Consider the following 18379-nt stretch of genomic DNA (forward strand, 5'->3'; position numbering starts at 1 on the left):
TTTCAAGTATCGCATAAAATACTTATTCCACGAACAAGTCGAGTGTGATCTGGTCAGCCAGCAATTTACCCTGATCCGTCAGGTATAGCACGTCATTTTCTATGGAGGCTAAACCTTTCTGGCTGAGTTCCTGCAGGTAAACTTGATGCGATGCCTGCACATCATACCCATACCTGTCGCGCATCACCTGCAAGTCGCAGCCCCAGATGGTGCGCAGTGTGGTGAGCAGGTAATCATTGGCTTGGTCGGCAAGCGTGAGTTCCTCCACTTCGCAAGGTATAAGTTGCTGCTTAATAACCTCCGTATACTTTCTGTTATGAGACACGTTGTACTGCCGGGTATGGCCGTTGAAGGAGTGCGCGCTTGGCCCCACCCCGAGGTAGTGCACCCCACGCCAGTAGTTGCTGTTGTGCTTCGACTCAGAACCCGGTTTACAGAAGTTTGAAACTTCGTACTGCACATAGCCATGCTGCTTCATCTGCTCCAGCAGGATCTCGAACTGCTGTGCCGTAAATTCATCTTCCGAGGGCTTAAACGATCCTTTCTTGCTCCAGCGTCCAAAAGCGGTGTCGGGCTCAATGGTGAGGGCATAACAGGAAACGTGCTGCACGTTCAGGGAGAAAAGTGTCTGCAGGTCCTCCAGCCAAATGCTGTGGTCCGGCGCAGGTATACCGTAGATAAGGTCCACGGTGATGTTGTCGAAGCCGGCTGTCTGTGCGTCGCGTACGCACTGAAGACTTTCGGTGGCATTATGAGCGCGGTTCATCATACGCAGATGCGGCTCATGGAACGACTGCAGGCCAATGCTCAGTCGGTTTACACCTGCCCCTTTTAGCTCCTGCAACTTCTCCTGCGATAGGTCATCCGGGTTGGCCTCCAGTGTTATTTCAGCATCCTCCGAAACTATAAGCAGATCTTTGATGGTTTGCAGAAGAAGGCTTAGCTCCGCCTGTGTGAGCAGCGAAGGCGTGCCCCCGCCGAAATAGATGGTGCGTACTTCCTGTCCCTGCAAATAGTCACGGCGCAACTCCAACTCTTGGGCGATGGCCTGTATAGTGGCTTCTTTGTGCCCCATGGAGGTGCTGAAGTGGAAGTCGCAGTAATGGCAGGCCTGCTTGCAAAAGGGAATATGAAGGTATATGCCGGACAAGATTTTAATATGCTAGTTAGATGATGTGATCATGTGCTAATGAATGAATGTATAAAGGCGATGAATTGTTCAATCCCTATTGCAGAAGCAGGAAGAAACATTTAATGCTTTATCCTTACTTTTGCTAAAGTGCATCTTATGGCTGATGAATCAGGCAATTAAAAGATTATCAAATTACCACATTAACAAATTAGCACATTACCTGCGCAAATGTACAAAATCGCTGCCTTAGTCTGGTGCTTAATCGTGTGGCTGCCTTTGGCGCAGGCACAGGACACGCTTCTCGTGCCGCCGCAGCCGGTTCCGAAGCCGGTAGTACAGGCGAAGGCAGTGCTGCAAGTGCACACCTCCGAAAATGACCGGCAAGTGCTCCGCCAATACAACTACCAGTCCCAGCTTGCCGACACCGTGGAGGCCCGAAAGGAAGTGCGGGCACTGGTGCAACGGCTGCATCAGGATGCCTTCCTGCTAGCCTCGGCCGACAGCTCCTATACCCGCGGCGATACGCTCCACGTGAAACTGCACATCGGCAACCGCTTCGATTGGGCCGAACTGCGCAACGGCAACATGAGCGAGGGTATACTGGTCGAGTCGGGCTTTCGGGAGAAGTTTTACCGGAGTGTGCCCTTTAAGCCAGCGGAGTATGTAAAGCTGCAGCAGCGCATACTCGATTACGCCGAGCGAAACGGCTACCCCTTTGCCTCCGTCTGGCTGGACTCCGTCAAAATTGAAGGCAATCGTATATCCGCCTCCCTCATGGTCGAAAAGGCTTTTGTGGTAACCTACGACACGTTGCAGGTGGTGGGCGGCAGCAAGACGCAGCCAAAGTTTCTGATGCGCTACCTGCAGTTATACCCGGGGCAGCCTTATAATCAGGATCAGGTGCTCGCTTCGCAGCGCATGCTTACGGCGCTGCCATACCTAAAAGTCATTCGTCCGCCGCAGGTGCAGTTTGCCCGCGATAAGGCCCGGGTGGTATACTTCCTTGAGGACCGGCAGGCCAATCAACTTGACGGCGTGGTGGGCTTTTTGCCTGACCCAAGCCGAACCGGTAACAAGCTGTTGATCACGGGTGAGGCCAACATGAACATCCGCAACATCAAAGGCAGCGGCAAACAACTGGGTCTGCAGTGGCGGCGCGTCAACAAGGGTTCTGTGATTCTGAACGGTGAGTACCTGCACCCGAACCTCTTCGGCACGCCCTTCGAGCTAGGCACCCGTTTTGGACTACTGAAACAGGACTCGAGCTTCATCACGGTGCAGCCCCGCGTGCAGCTGGCATATAACACCATCCGGTATGGGCGCTTCAGCGTGTTCACCGAGTGGCGCAACTCGCGCATCCTCTCCTCGGCCAACCCGCAAAGCCTGCGTGCTCTGGATTTGGCCGATGCCCGTACCAACACCTATGGCTTGAATTACCTCTGGAATAACCTCGACGACTTCTATTTCCCGCGCAAGGGCCGTCTTGTGGAGCTGCAGCTGGCAGCAGGTCGCAAAAAGCTGTTGCGCAACCCAAGTCTGGAAAAAGAGTTTTACGACACCTTGGATATTAACACCACGCAGTTGAGTCTGGGTGTGCGGTTTGAGAATTTCTTCCGGATGGGCAAAAACAGCGCCCTCTTGGCGCGGTTGCGTGGGGAGGCGCTGCTCAATGATCAGATATTCCTGAACGACATGTATCGGCTGGGAGGACTAGCCTCTTTACGGGGCTTTGATGAATTTTTCTTTTTCGCCTCTACTTATGGGGTTGGTACATTAGAGTATCGCCTGTTCACAGCCGAGGATTCCTATGTACTGCTCTTCTACGATCAGGGGTACTACCGCAGTGACTTGGAGACTTCGAAGGCGGAAGGCCTGCCGTTGGGAGTGGGCGGCGGTATAAGTTTCAGCACCGGAGCAGGAATTTTTCAATTGGTTTATTCTTTGGGCCACTCAGAACAGCAGCGTATGTCGCTGAGAGCCTCGAAGATACACTTTGGCATCACCAGTAAGTTTTAAAACTGGGCAACTTTTTTTGTGGTTTTTGGTAAGTATAGCTTGCATGGTAAGTATGTTTGTACTACTTTTGTAACACAATAACAGTGCGGGATGGAGCAGTTGGTAGCTCGTTGGGCTCATAACCCAAAGGTCACAGGTTCGAGTCCTGTTCCCGCTACCCAAGGAAAACCCTGAATCGGAAACGGTTCAGGGTTTTTGCTTTTTATAGCCCTTCTATAGATTATATCCGCTAACAAAGTATTGTGGCAAAGTTTAAAATTATAATGTAGCTGATTTGCTATATTGCCTAGACTATATCTTTGATTACCGGATGAAAGCATTTCTACTTCTTGCCTCCTCTTTATTGTTATGCTTACCCCCTGCTTCAGCGGGTGCTTCTTATACCTTGCCATATACGAAGGTGGTCTTGGCTATTGATGCCCCTGCCACCCCCGAGGCCATAAAGGGGGAAACGACCGTGTGCGTCGATCAGACAATCTCTTACTCTATTGATCCTGTGGCAGGTGCGATCTCCTATGCTTGGACATTGCCCGCGGGTTGGTCAATTATAACGGGACAGGCAACGACACAGATTACGGTTAGGGCTGGCAGTACCGCCGGCACTATTAGTGTAGTGGCATACAATCAGTATGGGAGTAGCGGAAGTCGGGAGTTGCAGGTGGCGTTTGGCTCGGTTCCGGGAAAACCCGGAGCAATATTAGGTGCAGCTAGCATTTGTGCAGGCGCGCGAGCCACATTTAGTGTTGATGTCGTTAGCAGTGCGAAATCCTATTCTTGGACCATACCTGCCAGTTGGACTATTGTATCAGGGCAGGGTACACGCCAGCTGGAGGTAGCTGTTTCAGGTCAGGGAGGCTTCGTAGCCGTAGTTGCTGCGAACGAATGTGGTCAAAGCGAACAATCTAGAAGAGAAGTGCTGGTGATGAATGCCATCAGCAATAACAACATAGAAGGGAATCAGCAGATTTGCTTGGGCACTATACCCGCGCCGCTAACTGGCAGCATGCCAACCGGAGCCGATGGCACTTATGTATACCTGTGGGAGAGCAGCACAGCAAATGCCTCTGAAGGTTTTGCCCCGGCAGCGGGCACCAACAACATGCAGCACTATACGCCCGGCCAACTCACTACCACCACTTGGTTCAGGCGCAAGGTTGCTTCCGGAGATTGTACACATACAAGCGAGCCAATCAAAATCAGTGGAATGCCTGTTCCTGATAAACCTGCCATAGAGCAGGTAGGTAATACAGAGCTGCGGACAACTATACAGGGAGACTATTATGAATGGCGGCGGGATGGCGTGCTACTTGAGTCGCATGACCAATCCATCCGGCTGGATGTTGCGGGGACTTACGACGTGCGGGTGCGTCAGGCGGACTGCTTCTCACCCTACTCCGATGTGCTGCATGTAGTGCTGGCAGAGGAGTCTACAGCACCCGAGGTGATTATGTCGCTTCAGCCGGGGCGCGGACAATTGATCGTTTCAGCCAAAATGCCCTTGTCGAAAGTAGAATTGAAGCTGTTCAATCTGCAGGGGCGTGAGGTATATCGTAAAAATTTCCAGCTACTAAACGAGCCTGTTGCCTTGGAGTTGAGTCAGCTTCCGGATGGGATCTATATTTTATCGCTCCAAACGCCGGATTTATACCTGAAACAGAAGGTGTTACTGCAGCGCTAAAAAGAATTTTCATGGAGTTGAAGCTGCCCTGTAACAAGGCGGCTTTTCTCTTGTTATTAGGAGAATCGATGTAATTATGCATATATTAGTCCATCTAAATACATAAATATGCGATTGGTATTGTAACCTTTTACACGCCATCGCAATACAGGAGTACAGCATACATAGGCTCTGTTCGGGAGATAGGAGTCTGATGTTTAATTTTGATGTGCCTGCCTATTGCTTCCTGTGTCGGTGCCGAAGGCCGCTTTTGCCTTGTGATAATTTAAGCAAGGGTTGGTAAATCATAATTATTAAGAATTTCGTTATATCCGTGTAATAGCCCATTCACCCTTTAACCCTGATCCGATGCGCCGACTTCTACATAGGCATCTGTTCTTTAGTTTGCTTGCTTTTCTGTTGTTATCAAGTGGTCGTGCTTGGGCGGCTCCTTGCCCAAACACTGTACAGATTGTGGGACGTACTGTTCTGTGTGAAGGTGAAGAAACTATCTTAAGAGCTCCTGAGGGATTTACTTATGTGTGGTTTAAGGACGGCGTTCAGACCGGAATCACAAGCAGAGACTTGCAAGTTACTGAAACTGGCAGGTACAGAGTAGAGGTATCAGGTTCTACTTGCGACACAAACACTTCTTCTGAGATACCCATTACAGTCAATAGCCGCCCGGCGCCACCGAATTTCACTGTCACTCCCTCCACTGCAGCCTGTGCGGGCACTGCTTTAGCCTTTTCAGTAAACAACGCAGACGACGCGCTCTTCATTTATTCATGGGATTTTGGTGATGGCAACACGGCCCGCGGGTCCAATGTGACGTATGCCTACGACCTGCGCGGCACCGGTATAGAGGAGTTTGATGTAACCGTTTTTGCAACAAGCCGCGAGACAAGCTGTGAGTCTGAGCCGGTGGTGCGCGAAGTGCAGGTGCGTCCGCTGCCGGAGATCTCCTTTACCGAGGAAAACGACTTCCAAACCTGTCTGCCCGATACAGTTGCAGATGATGAAATAAGTGTAACGGCCATCATTACTAACACAACTGCAGAGCCCTATCTAAGCGACATCCGTAGCTATTTCGTGGACTGGGGCGATGAAAGTGGAGAGGTACAGTACCAAGCTTCCGCCTTTCCGATTTCTAACCCGAACCCTTACACAGAAGTGGGGGATTTTGAAATTGTGATCAGAGCCATTTCGGGCAACGGTTGCGAGGAGCTCTTCACACAAACCTACAGCGTCAGCCGCGAACCGACGGCAGGTTTTCAGTTTGAGCGAAAACGGGAAAATGAGACCCAACAGCCGCCTTGTGTGCCGATCATCGTAACAATTGAGGACACGGCTAAAGGAGGAGGTTTAACCTATGAATGGAGCATCACACCGGATCAGGGTTATGAGCTGGTATCAGGTACACTTACGGATCAAAATCCGGTCTTTAAGTTTTCCGTTTCCGGGGTGTACACTATAGAGCAGATTGTGACGAATGCCTGTGATGCGGATACGGCATCTCAGAGCATAGTAGTAGGGTGGCCACAGGTGCAGCCGCCACAGGGAGGCGTGTTTTGCGGTCCCACAACCCTAGATCTAAGTGGCTTTAGCCTTAGCGGAGGAGGCATTCCGGGTGGTGGAGGAGGTATCGGGATCGACAAGAACTTTGGTGAGAACATCACTGTGACGGTTGGCATCACCGGCCCCCAAGGTGCGACCACGCGAACCTTCAATTCTGATAATTTCACCTATGGATATGATTTTGACAGGCCCGGCACATACAACATATCGGTCGAGGCGGTGAATGAGTGCGGTAGCTCCAATTCCATTTTCCAAGGCCAGCCGCAGCCGCCTATACAGGTGATCATACTGCAGCAGCCGGGGCAGCCGACCATACAAAATCCGGGCATTGTCTGCGAGGGCGACTTTGTGGAACTGACGCCAACAGCACCGGGGCCAACTTATGCATGGTTTGATTCCGACGATCCGAATGCGACTCCTATTTTCATCGGACAGACTTTTACGACACCACCACTTCCGGCTGGCAACAACGATTACTTTGTCGCAGCGCGAGACTCAGCGCAAGGCGTTGTATGTATCGGGCCGAAAAAACGGGTAACGGTAACAGCCAACCCACGCATTGCAAACAACCTGATTGAGGGGGATGAAACGCGCAGTGTCTGTAGAGGTGGCGTAGTGGCCGCACTGACTGGCACGAGGCCATCAGGCGGTGACGAAACAACGCCTTACGCCTATACATGGCTTATCAGTACCACTGCTCCGAATAGAGGCTATGCCGCAGCGCCCGGCGTGAACAACAACCAGAACTACACCCCTACTCAGCCCATTAATGCAACCACTTGGTTCAGGCGGGTGGTGCGCTCGGCCAACTGCTCACCGGACTCCAGTAATGTAGTGGAGGTGATCGCCGTAGAGCCAGTGCCGTTAAGTGCCAATACAATTACGCCGACACTGCAGGAAATTTGTACAGGTGACGAGCCGGCCCAATTGATCGGGTCGCAGCCAAGCGGTGGCGCAGGTGGACCGTATACCTATCGCTGGGAACTGAGCACTACAGGGCCAGACGCGGGATTTGTAGCTGCACCTACTCCTAACAGCGGAGAGAACTACTCTCCTTCCGGCCTGTCTGGGGACACGTGGTTCCGGCGAATCGTTATTTCGGGTAATTGCGAATCTCCTTCTGAGGCTGTTAGAATCCGAGTATTCCCCGCTCTCACAAACAATACCGTAACACCGGCCCAGCAGAATGTGTGCACTGGCACTGCCCCTGCAGCGCTGACTGGCTCTGCCCCTTCGGGCGGAAGCGGCACCTATACCTATGAGTGGCAGATCAGTACGACGGGCGCCAGCGGCAACTTCACGGCAGCGCCGGGCACAAACAACCAGCAAAGCTATACGCCGGGCAGTATCACGCAAACCACATGGTATCAGCGAGTGGTGAGGTCAGGCCAGTGTACGCCAAGTATAAGTGAGCCAGTGGTTATCAATGTGCGACCAAGCATTACCGGGAACAGTATTTCGGCCCCGCAGGAGGTTTGTTCCGGTGTAGTGCCGGCGGCATTGACCGGTAGCACCCCTTCGGGCGGAAGCGGCAACATTACCTACCGCTGGGAAAGCAGTATCAGCGGACCTACTTCAGGCTTTAACCCGGCTCCCGGTAATAACTCAGGAGCCAGCTATACCCCTCCGGCACTGACCCGCGACACGTGGTTTAGGCGTGTTGCCCTGTCTGAAGGATGTGACAACGCCTCCGAGGCTGTGCAGATTACAGTGCTGTCACTGCCTGCGGCACCAGTGCTGACAGTGAGTGAGGCGCGCGCCTGTCCAGGTGGACCTGCTACCCTGACGGTCGCCAATGCGAATGGCAACACGATTGAGTGGTACGACGTGCCTACAGGCGGAACGCCGCTTTTTGTCGGCAATACCTTCGTGACGCCGGAACTGAATCGCAATACGACCTTCTATGTACAGGCCGTGAATAACAATCAGTGTGTTAGCGCAACGCGAACGGCTGCACCTGTCATCATTGTCACGCCACAGGCCGATGCCGGCCCAGATGTGACCATTATACAGGGGCAGACAACAGAGCTGCGTGCATCGGGTGGCGTTTCCTACCAGTGGGAGCCTGCTGCCGGGCTGAGCAATACGACTGTATCCAATCCGGTAGCCAGTCCGGAGGTGACGACGACTTATACCGTAACAGTGACGACCGAAGAAGGCTGTACCGCCACCGACGAAGTGACCGTAACGGTTATACCTGCCATCACGGCGCCTAACGCCTTCTCGCCGAATGGCGACCGGGTGAATGATGTGTGGGAGATTGAGAACATCCAGAACTATCCGGATGCCCGCATCGAAATATTTAACCGTTGGGGTAACCAAATTTTCAGTTCAACTGGCTATGCCACGCCTTGGGACGGTACATACAATGGCGAGTCCCTGCCTGTAGCTACTTATTATTACATTATTTACCTCAACAGCTCCGAAAAGCCAATTTCAGGGCATGTGACTATTATTAGATAATGACTATGAAAAAGCTGTCTCTCCTGTTGGTTGTATTGGTTGGTGTTATCATGCAGGCTTTCGCACAGCAGCGTCCGCAGTATAGCCAGTACATGGTCAATAACTTTCTTCTCAACCCCGCTCTGTCAGGTATAGAAGACTATGCTGATATAAGGGTGAGCAACCGCCAGCAATGGGTAGGGCTCGACGGTGCACCTGTCACGTACTACCTCACAGCGCATATGCCTCTCAACAAGGGTATGACCAGTACCAAGTATGCCAAAGCGCTTGCCCACCACGGGGCAGGTATCATTTTTCATACGGATAAGACAGGGCCCTTGCGCCGCACGGGGCTTTCCGGTACATACGCCTATCACCTGCCCCTTACGCGCAAGATCAACGCATCGGCAGGGGTAGCGGCGGGTATTATCCGCAATTCGGTTAACAATGCTGACCTGCAGTTCACTAATCCAAGCGACCCGCTGTTGGGCGGAGGGGCCATTAACCAAAACGTGCTTGATCTTTCGTTGGGCATCTGGGTGTATTCACGCGATTTTTCGGTCGGGCTTGCCGGTGCGCAGTTGCTAGAGAACGCCGGGACATTCCGCGCTGCCAACGAGAACAACGTTTCGCTAGACCTACAGCGCCACTACTTTCTGACGGGTAGTTACCGCTTCAGTACCTTTGACAAGATTGACTTCATCCCATCCGTTATGCTCAAACTGGCGGCTCCAAGCCCGCTTGCCATGGACTTCAACCTAAGGGCGTTATATGATGAGCGTTTTTGGGTAGGCGCGTCTTATCGGCATAAAGACGCCTTGGTCGGTATGGTGGGGGTATACATAAGCCCTTTGCTTGATATCTCTTATTCTTACGATGCCACAACTTCAAGTCTTAACCGAGTGAGCGCCGGCACCCACGAGGTGGTAATAGGCTTCAAACTACTCAACGATCGCCGTATAATCTGCCCGCAATGGGTATGGTAACGCTTCCTTTCCTTAGCGCTAAAGTGCAAATCTAAAAACGTCCTGAATGTGATATTTTTTTATATCGCTGATAAAGAGTATGCCTAATTGTGGCTACTTTTGCGGCCTGTCTAAATTAGTACTATTGAGACTGACTGGTAGGCTGTGGATCAGAGTGAGTAATACTAATATACCTAGGCAATAAGGAGTTAACAGCGCGCAAACCAATATAGGACTTTGATGTAATTAAGTTTAAACTTTAACTTAAAATTTGGTTTGTATCATTTTTTGTTAAATTTTAGAGCTTAATATAGCCCAAATTGTATGCAATATACTTTTGAAGCTTTTTAATGTACTTTTTAAAGTATATTATTGCGCCTTATTTGGCTGGTAGAGAGGAAGAAGAGAAGCTGACAGATGGGTGAGAGCAATCTGCGGCTAATGATGGTTGAAAACTTAAACGCCAAGTTCTATAACAAACTTATACTTACTGATTTCATGACAAGCTTCTTAAGTAAAACCTTGCCACTCGTGCTGGGTTTATGGCTGATTGTGTTTGGCGCTAATGCTCAGCAGGCTCCCAGTCTAGGTGCATTTTACGACTATAACGTTGTAGGCAATCAAAGGGTTGTGAATGCGGATAATTCCAACACAATTGTACGTGCCAAAGTGGCCTCTGTTAAGCAAAATGCACAGGGCTTCAGCGCCGGTTCCGTGTGGCGAGGCATTGAAAACAGGAATGCCCCCGCTGAGGCAGCCTTGCAGTCTGCCCTCTCCGTTTATAATACGGCCGCATCAACTCCCGTTACTACCACCCTTTCCGGACCTGAAATAGGCGGGCGCACATTTGCGCCTGGCGTATACGAACTTAATGGTAACGGCAGCATCACATCGGATATCATCTTGGATGCGGCTAATAATCCGAATGCAGTTTTTATTTTCATCATCAAGGGCAACCTGAGTATAGGGGCCAGTGTGGACATTGAGCTAGTAAAGGACGCCAGAATCGGCAATGTGTTCTGGGTAATCGAGGGAGGCCTGACAGTAGGCAACAGTGCGGAACTAAAGGGGAATTACCTAGCACGGCAGGACGTCACCTTGGGCGACGGGGCTAGCGTGAGGGGACGTGTGGCTTCACTTCAAGGAACAGTCAACCTGAATAATAACAACTTTTTCCTGCCTACGGATCTAGAGATCAAAATTCAGAAGACGGACGGAAATGCCGGTGTTGACCGCTACATCGTAGGGCAGACCATCACCTATACCATTACGGCTACCAACAAAGGGCCAGTAGACGACGACGTAAAAGTTACGCAACTTATTTTTACAGGAAATAATCACACCTATACCACGACCGCTCCCGGATCTACCCTGACGCTCGAAAGCGGCAGGTGGGTGTGGAATGTTGGAAGGGTTAACGTAGGCGAATCCTATACGCTAACGATAACAGCCACCATTACTGAAACAGGCCCCGGCTTTGTGCGTGGCACCATATCAGGAGCTGCAGATGACGAAATTTGGCAAAACAACACTGTCGAAATGAGCTTCTGCGCGGTGTTGCCTGATGCGGGTGTCATTACAGGTCCCGTTGAGCTTTGTGTAGGAACAACGGGCGAGTACAGAGTTGATCAAGTTGTGGGTGCCACAGGCTATACTTGGAGCGTGCCCAGTGGTTGGAGAATCGTCAGTGGCCAAGGCACCACAACTATTGTTGTGGAAGCAGTAGGCCGAAATGATGAGGCTTTTATACAGGTATCGGTAAACAACAGCTGTGGCGCCACGCCACCGAGCCGACTCAAGGTGAACAACTTCCCGGACCCGCCTCAAAAGCCGGGACCTATCACGGCAAATGAGGGCGTGTGTGCGGGAGAGAGCGGTGTGTATTCTATTGCCGCAGTGCCGGATGCCACGAAGTATAATTGGACGGTGCCGCAGGGCTGGAGCATAACGGCAGGGCAGGGCACAACTCAGATCACCGTAACTGCAGGCACAAACGCAGGCAAAATAATGGTGACAGCTGAAAACGTCTGCGGCAAAAGCGAACCGTCCGAACTCGAAGTAAAACCTTTTCTTCAGGCACCTGCTCAACCAAGCGCCATTTCTGGGTCCGGTACACTGTCCTTCTGTGTAACAACAGATCGCGTAACTTTCAGTGTGACAGCTAGCGACGATGTGGCAGAATATGTGTGGGAGTACCCATCGGCTTGGACACTAATAGAAGGACAGGGAACTAGCACTATAACGGTTAATCCGAATGGCGTGGGTGGCAAGGTGACTGTAAAGGGCCTTAACCCGTGCGGAACGAGCGCCTCTAGGGAGTTTGATGTGGTGCCAGTGCCGGGGCCACCAGCTGATCCGGGAGCAATTTCCGGTGCTTTCCCAGTGTGCCAAGGCAGTGTCGGCACGAAGTACTCCGTGGAGCCTGTCCCAACTGCAACACGCTACATCTGGTATGTGCCGGACGGCTGGACGATTACCTCTGGACAAGACACGCCTGAAATTACAGTTACGCTTGCTCCAAACGCAAGTGGTGGCCAAATTAGAGTGCAAGCAGTGAACGATTGCGGCACAAGCGGTACAAGTCGAAAAGATGTGACTACGACCACGGCTGCTCCAATTACGCCCAAGGAAATTACTGGTGCTGCTTTTGGCTGTACCTCTAAATCGACTGTTTACGAAATAGAGCCTGTCGCAGGTGCACAGGAGTATACTTGGTCGGTGCCTCCAACTTGGACGATCAGCAATGGACAGGGAACCACCCGTATCACAGTTTTGATCGGTACTCAAGAGGGGAATGTATCTGTGGTAGCATCTAACTCATGCGGACAAAGTGCCGCTGCCACCCTTGCCGTAAAGCCTTTTACAGCGGTTCCGGCAACACCATTCGCTATCAGAGGTCCTGAGGAGGTATGTGTAGGGCAACTGGAAGCAGTATACAGCTTGGAGCCGGTTGATCAAACACTCGAGTACATCTGGGCCGTGCCTTCTGGCTGGACAATCATATCCGGACAAGGATCAACGCAGATTTTGGTGAAAGTAGGCACTCAGTCAGGCGATATAACCGTTACAGCTTCCAACCCGTGCGGTGACAGTGTGCCGGCCAAGCTTCGTGTTGTACCTGTACCTAATGTGGCTCCCCCGATTCCGGGACCAATAACAGGTGAGGCCCAGTATTGTGCAGGCCTGAACCAAACCTACTCGATTTCACCTGTACAGGGTGCCAAGTCTTATCACTGGACTTTCCCGGGTGCGGATTGGGAAATTATAGAAGGCCAAGGCACTACCCGTGTTACGGTGAAAGCAGGTGCTGCACAAGGTCAGGTGACAGTGGCTACTGTTAATAACTGTGGCACAAAGAGTACTGCCTCCGCCCTTACCGTAAAATCAGTTGGCCAAGTGCCGCCTATGCCTTTAGCTATAACAAGTGAAAGCGAGACTTACTGTGGTAATGCCACGAATCTGGTCTTCAGAATTGCGGCTGTAGCCACAGCTACCAGCTACAACTGGACCGTGCCACAGGGCTGGACCATTGTTTCGGGTCAGGGAACAACCAAAATCACCGCCACAGCCGGTATTACTGGTGGAGAGGTGACAGTGAAGGCAATCAATTCATGTGGGCAGAGCGAAAGCGTGAAGCTAGTGACAGCACCGCAGCGCCCACTGGTAAATCCAGAGCCTATTGCTGGCCCAGCAATGCCTTGCGCCGGAAAAACAGATGTGATCTACTCAATCCCGGCTATCGATGGAGCGAATGTATATCTTTGGGTGCTTCCTGCTGGCTGGGAGATTCTGGAGGGCAAAGACACAAACAGGATCAGAGTGAAAATAGGTGCTAATGGCGGCGAGATAAAAGTGAGCGCTCGCAATGCCTGCGGCACAACGGCTGACTCTAAGCTTGCAGTGCGTGTAATGGAGAGCCCGCCGCTGCCCCCTACCGCAGTCAACGGACCGGATAATATTTGCGCCGCTAGCACGGCGACTTATACCATAGCGCAAGTATCCAATGCGGAGTCATACAACTGGACCGTGCCGCAGGGCTGGACCATTGTTTCGGGTCAGGGAACCACACAGCTTACGGTGAAGATCGGCACTGTTTCAGGTGAAGTGAAAGTGGCCTCGGTAAATGACTGTAATAGCAGCGACGCCACTACGCTGGCTGTTGCTGTGAACCAGCTGCCGGTCATCAGCCGCATTATAGACCGCACTGTCGCCTGCTCCGATATAGCCACTTACGAACTTGAATCAGACAGTCCAGCAAGCACCTTTACTTGGGAATTGCCAGCCGGATGGGAAATTTTGTCAGGTCAGGGCACAAGCGTGATTACCGTGATGCAAGGCAATGCAAAAGGAGAAGTGAAGGTGAGTGCTGATAATGGGCAGTGCCAGAGTGAGCCGGTGGTAATGCTCTCTGACCCAAGCCAGCGCGAAGCCGATCTGAAAGTTCCGAATGTGTTCACCCCAAATAACGATGGCGAAAACGACACATGGGTAATCGGTAACCTGTCTAATTACCCTGACAATGAAGTGACAATTGTGAATCGCTGGGGTAACGAAGTGTATAAGAGCAAAGCTTATCAAAACAACTGGAATGGCGACAGGCTCGCAGAAGGTACTTATTATTACTTGATGCGCCTGACGCTGTGTGATGGCACCGAGAAGGTGTACAAAGGCTATGTGATGATCGTCCGATAAGAAAACAAACGTATTAAGCTGATTACCATGCGAAAATTAGGGGTGCTTCTGGTGATGTTGCTGCTGGCCTGCAAAGGCTTTGCGCAGCAGGCGCCGCAATACACACAGTATATCTTCAACGAGTTAATAATCAACCCTGCCTATGCCGGCAGCAAGGAGATTCTGAACGCCAATGTAACCCACCGTAGCCAATGGGTAGGTATAGAAGGGGCACCGACCACACAGACATTCAGTTTGGACGGGGCCTCTCGCAGCGGCCGTCTGGGCTTTGGATTGAATGCGATGAACGACGAACTGGGCGCGCAGAGCCAAAGGGGACTGCACGGCAACTTGGCTGTGAGGCTGCAGATGAGCGAAACGGCAAAACTGTCTTTGGGCTTTGCGGCGGGTCTGGCGCAGTATACCCTAGACGGCACCAAGCTGAACACAGGCAATACAAGACCTGACCAAGTGCTTAGGCCAGCAAGGGTGTCAGAGCTTATGCCTGATTTCAGAATTGGCGCTTTCTTTAACACCGAGCGTTTTTACACGGGGCTTTCTGTTGCCAACCTGATCAACACCAAAGGAGATGAGATGGAAGTAACCATGCCCAACAGGCATTATTTTCTTTCGGCGGGATATGTACTCGATCTTTCCTCCACTATTATCTTCAAGCCGAGTTTCCTAGTAAAGGAGGACTTTAACAGCCCGACGAGTTTAGATCTCAATGCCTTCTTCTTGTTGGGAGAGCGTATCTGGTTAGGTGGCTCCTACCGCACGGCTGTAAAGACACACAGCAACTACTCTGACGAGTATCAACTGGACAACCGAAATGCGTGGGCCGCCATTGCCCAGCTGTACGTGACGCCTAAACTGCGTCTTGGCTACTCCTACGATGTGAGCTTGAACGCACTGCGGCAGCACGCCAGCCACGAGATATCGCTCGGCTATTCGTTCTTCAAAAAGCAGGACACGCGTATGCTGACTCCACGATACTTCTAACCACACTCTGAAAGCAGACATGAGAGTACGAATTATACCTTTTCTGATTCTTATTGCCATCACATGTGCTTGGCCGGTAACAGGGCATGCGCAGAAAAAAGAGATGAAGCAGGCGGAAAAGCATTTCAATAGCTTTGAGTACGCGTTGGCTTTAGAAAGCTACAAAAAGATTATGGAGCGAACCGAGCCGGATGCGTACCTGCTCGAGCGCATCGCAGACAGCTACCGCCTCATGAACAACAGCAAAGAGGCGGAGTTCTGGTATGCGCAGGCGGCGGGCTTTGCCAACGCCAACCCGGTCAGCACTTTCCACTACGCGGAGGCTGCCAAGCGAAACGGCAACTATACGAAGGCTAAAGAGTTGTATACCACTTACGCCGACCGTGTACCGGAGCGTGCAGAAATAGCCATGCGATTAGCCGCATCCTGCGATTCAGCTGCGCTTTGGACCAGACGTCCGCTATCCTATGAAATAGTAGCCGAGGACAGCCTCAACTCATCAGGGGTTGACTTTAGCCCGATCATTCTGCCCAACGGCGACATGGTTTTCTCTTCAGACAGACTGAAAGCTCCGGAAAAGAGTAAGAAAAACGAGCGCTTCAATTGGACTGGCAATGGCTATGTGCAGCTTTATTATGCCGCCTCCACATCTGATTCTACGTGGGCTGCGCCTAGCGCTCTAGGCAAAGAGGTCAACACGGACTACCACAATGGCCCAGCCTCTTACCTAGCTCAGGAGAACCTCCTGTTCTTTACGCGAACCAATAGTGTGAAGCGTGGGCGTGGGCAAGTGAATACCGACCCTACGAGCTGGGTGGGCGGTACAAATGCCAAGGCCGGAGATGTTATCAATCGCCTAGAAATCTACACAGCTAAACGCAAAGGAGATGAATGGGCAGATGTTAAGCCCTTTAAATACAACAAGCCGCAGGAGTACTCAGTAGGGCATCCGGCTGTAACACCGGACGGCAAAGTGCTATTCTTTGTGTCGGATATGCCGGGAGGTATAGGCGAAACCGACATCTACTACAGTGAAAGACAAGCAGACGGTGGCTGGGGAGAGCCCATGAATGCCGGTGAGGTAATTAATACGACTGGCCGCGAGAGTTTCCCAAGTATAGGGGCTGACGGAAAGCTTTATTTTTCATCGGACGGGCATCTAGGCTTGGGTGGACTCGATATCTTTAAAGCAGAAGGAGAACTCGGTAGCTGGACTCGTGTGCTGAACCTGATGTATCCGCTCAACACCTCGCGCGACGACCTAGGTATAGCAGTTGACACTACCGGTAAGAAGGGCTGGCTTTCATCTGCCAGACAGAGCGCCACAGGCTTCGATAATATTTACAGCTTTAAGGAAGTGCCTGTGGAGTGTACGCTTTTGGGACAAACCTACGAAATGGTGGATCAGCCGGGCACGCACATCAAGAAGAAAGTGGTGGTTGACAATGTACTCCTGCAGCTCTTCGAAGAGAACATAGGAACTATGAATGAAAACCACTCCGACTCCGTGGGTGGCTTCGGCTATAAGGTGGAGGCCGGTATGCAGTATACCATCCGGGGCAGTAAGAAAGGCTATCTGACACAGACGATCCTGTTCACGCCAGACTGTCGCTTCAGTGTAGACTCGCTTCTGGTGCAGATGATCATGTACCGCGATACGCCAAACGTTCCGATCGTACTGGAGAACATTTTCTACGATCTCGATAAGCATGACATTCGTCCGGATGCGGCCATCGAACTGGACAAACTGGTTCGTGTGCTGAAAGCTAACCCGACTATCCGTATCGAACTGAGCTCGCATACCGACAGCCGCCAGACGCGCAAATACAACCAAGACCTGTCGGATCGCCGTGCACAGGCTGCCGTAGATTATATCGTTTCAAAGGGTATAGACCGCAAACGTCTTGTGGCCAAAGGCTATGGTGAATCAAAGTTGCGTAACAAGTGCGGCGATTACGTAGAATGTTCGGAAGAACAACATCAAGTGAACCGCCGCACCGAGTTTAAGATCATCGGTAAATAAACATTAAGGTATTACAAAAGACCCGGCACTTCCGAAGTGCCGGGTCTTTTGCTTTATAATGCTGTACAGGTATAGCTTACTGCGCAGACCAGCCGCCATCCACCGGCAACATAGAGCCTGTTAGTTGACCTGCCGCCTCGGAGGCAAGGTATAGCGCTAAGTTGCCCAGCGCTTCTATCTCCACAAATTGCTTGATGGGCTGCTTTTTCAACATCACCTTTTCAATCACATCCGATTCAGACATACCATGCGCCATTGCTTGGTCAGCTATTTGAGCCTCCACCAGTGGGGTGCGCACGTAACCGGGGCAGATAGCGTTGCAGGTAATGCCGAGCGGAGCGCCTTCCAGCGCTAACACCTTAGTTATACCTGCTACCCCATGCTTGGCTGCCACATAGGCTACTTTGTATTCTGATGCCCGCAAGGCGTGTGCCGAGGCGATATTAATGATACGCCCAAACCCACGTGCCTTCATGCCGGGCCAAACCGCTTTGGAAGCATGGAAGGTGGCCGACATATTGATGGCAATGATCGCATCCCAGCGGTCTTCAGGGAATTCCTCCACTGGAGACACATGCTGTATACCTGCATTGTTGATGAGCACATCTACCTGACCGAGCTCCTTTTCTGCCTGTTGTACCATCCCGCGTATCTGGTCGGGTTGCTGCATGTTAGCCGACGAAAATGTAACATCAACGCCATACTCCTGAGCCAAGTCATCGGCAATTTGTTGGCCGTTTTTCTCAAGTCCGTTCAGCAACAGGTTGTAGCCATGCGCTGCAAACAAACGGGCTATACCTAAACCAATGCCACTGGTGCCCCCTGTGATAATTGCATTCTTCATCTGTAAAGGTCTTGTAATTGAAATAAGCTTGTAAAAAAACAGAGCGCCC

9 protein-coding genes and 1 tRNA gene are annotated in these 18379 nt (G+C 51.5%); 8 read left to right on the forward strand and 2 right to left on the reverse strand.

Annotated features, from left to right (window positions below):
• Positions 1–22 precede the first annotated feature (22 nt).
• Entirely contained in the window at positions 23–1150 is a 1128-nt protein-coding gene (hemW, locus tag Q1A04_RS13115; RefSeq protein ID WP_299706551.1) for a radical SAM family heme chaperone HemW, read from the reverse strand.
• A 210-nt stretch (positions 1151–1360) separates the two neighbouring features.
• Between hemW and Q1A04_RS13120 the strand changes: the two genes are divergently transcribed.
• From Q1A04_RS13120 to Q1A04_RS13155, 8 genes are all read left to right on the forward strand, one after another.
• A complete protein-coding gene (locus Q1A04_RS13120) occupies positions 1361–3148 on the forward strand; it encodes a BamA/TamA family outer membrane protein (RefSeq protein WP_299706554.1) in 1788 nt (595 codons plus the stop codon).
• 84 nt (positions 3149–3232) lie between these two features.
• Positions 3233–3309, forward strand: a tRNA-Met gene (locus Q1A04_RS13125).
• A gap of 224 nt (positions 3310–3533) precedes the next feature.
• A complete protein-coding gene (locus Q1A04_RS13130) occupies positions 3534–4826 on the forward strand; it encodes a T9SS type A sorting domain-containing protein (RefSeq protein WP_299706556.1) in 1293 nt (430 codons plus the stop codon).
• Between the two features lie 453 nt (positions 4827–5279).
• Positions 5280–8846, forward strand: a complete 3567-nt coding sequence (locus Q1A04_RS13135) for a gliding motility-associated C-terminal domain-containing protein (protein WP_299706558.1) — start codon at positions 5280–5282, stop codon at positions 8844–8846.
• Positions 8847–8851: 5 nt separating this feature from the next.
• A complete protein-coding gene (locus Q1A04_RS13140; protein WP_299706560.1) occupies positions 8852–9811 on the forward strand; it encodes a type IX secretion system membrane protein PorP/SprF in 960 nt (319 codons plus the stop codon).
• Between the two features lie 477 nt (positions 9812–10288).
• Entirely contained in the window at positions 10289–14482 is a 4194-nt protein-coding gene (locus Q1A04_RS13145) for an ice-binding family protein (protein ID WP_299706563.1), read from the forward strand.
• A 27-nt stretch (positions 14483–14509) separates the two neighbouring features.
• On the forward strand, positions 14510–15463 hold the full coding sequence (locus Q1A04_RS13150) for a type IX secretion system membrane protein PorP/SprF (protein WP_299706566.1): 954 nt from the start codon (positions 14510–14512) through the stop codon (positions 15461–15463).
• 19 nt (positions 15464–15482) lie between these two features.
• The gene (locus Q1A04_RS13155) at positions 15483–17486 is read left to right on the forward strand and encodes an OmpA family protein (RefSeq protein WP_299706569.1); all 2004 of its coding nucleotides are present in this window, start codon (positions 15483–15485) and stop codon (positions 17484–17486) included.
• Positions 17487–17562: 76 nt separating this feature from the next.
• On the opposite strand, the gene Q1A04_RS13160 is transcribed toward Q1A04_RS13155, so the two are convergent.
• The gene (locus Q1A04_RS13160) at positions 17563–18330 is read right to left on the reverse strand and encodes a 3-hydroxybutyrate dehydrogenase (RefSeq protein ID WP_299706572.1); all 768 of its coding nucleotides are present in this window, start codon (positions 18328–18330) and stop codon (positions 17563–17565) included.
• Positions 18331–18379: the final 49 nt, after the last annotated feature.

It is taken from the genome of uncultured Pontibacter sp. (assembly GCF_947499215.1).
GTDB lineage: Bacteria > Bacteroidota > Bacteroidia > Cytophagales > Hymenobacteraceae > Pontibacter.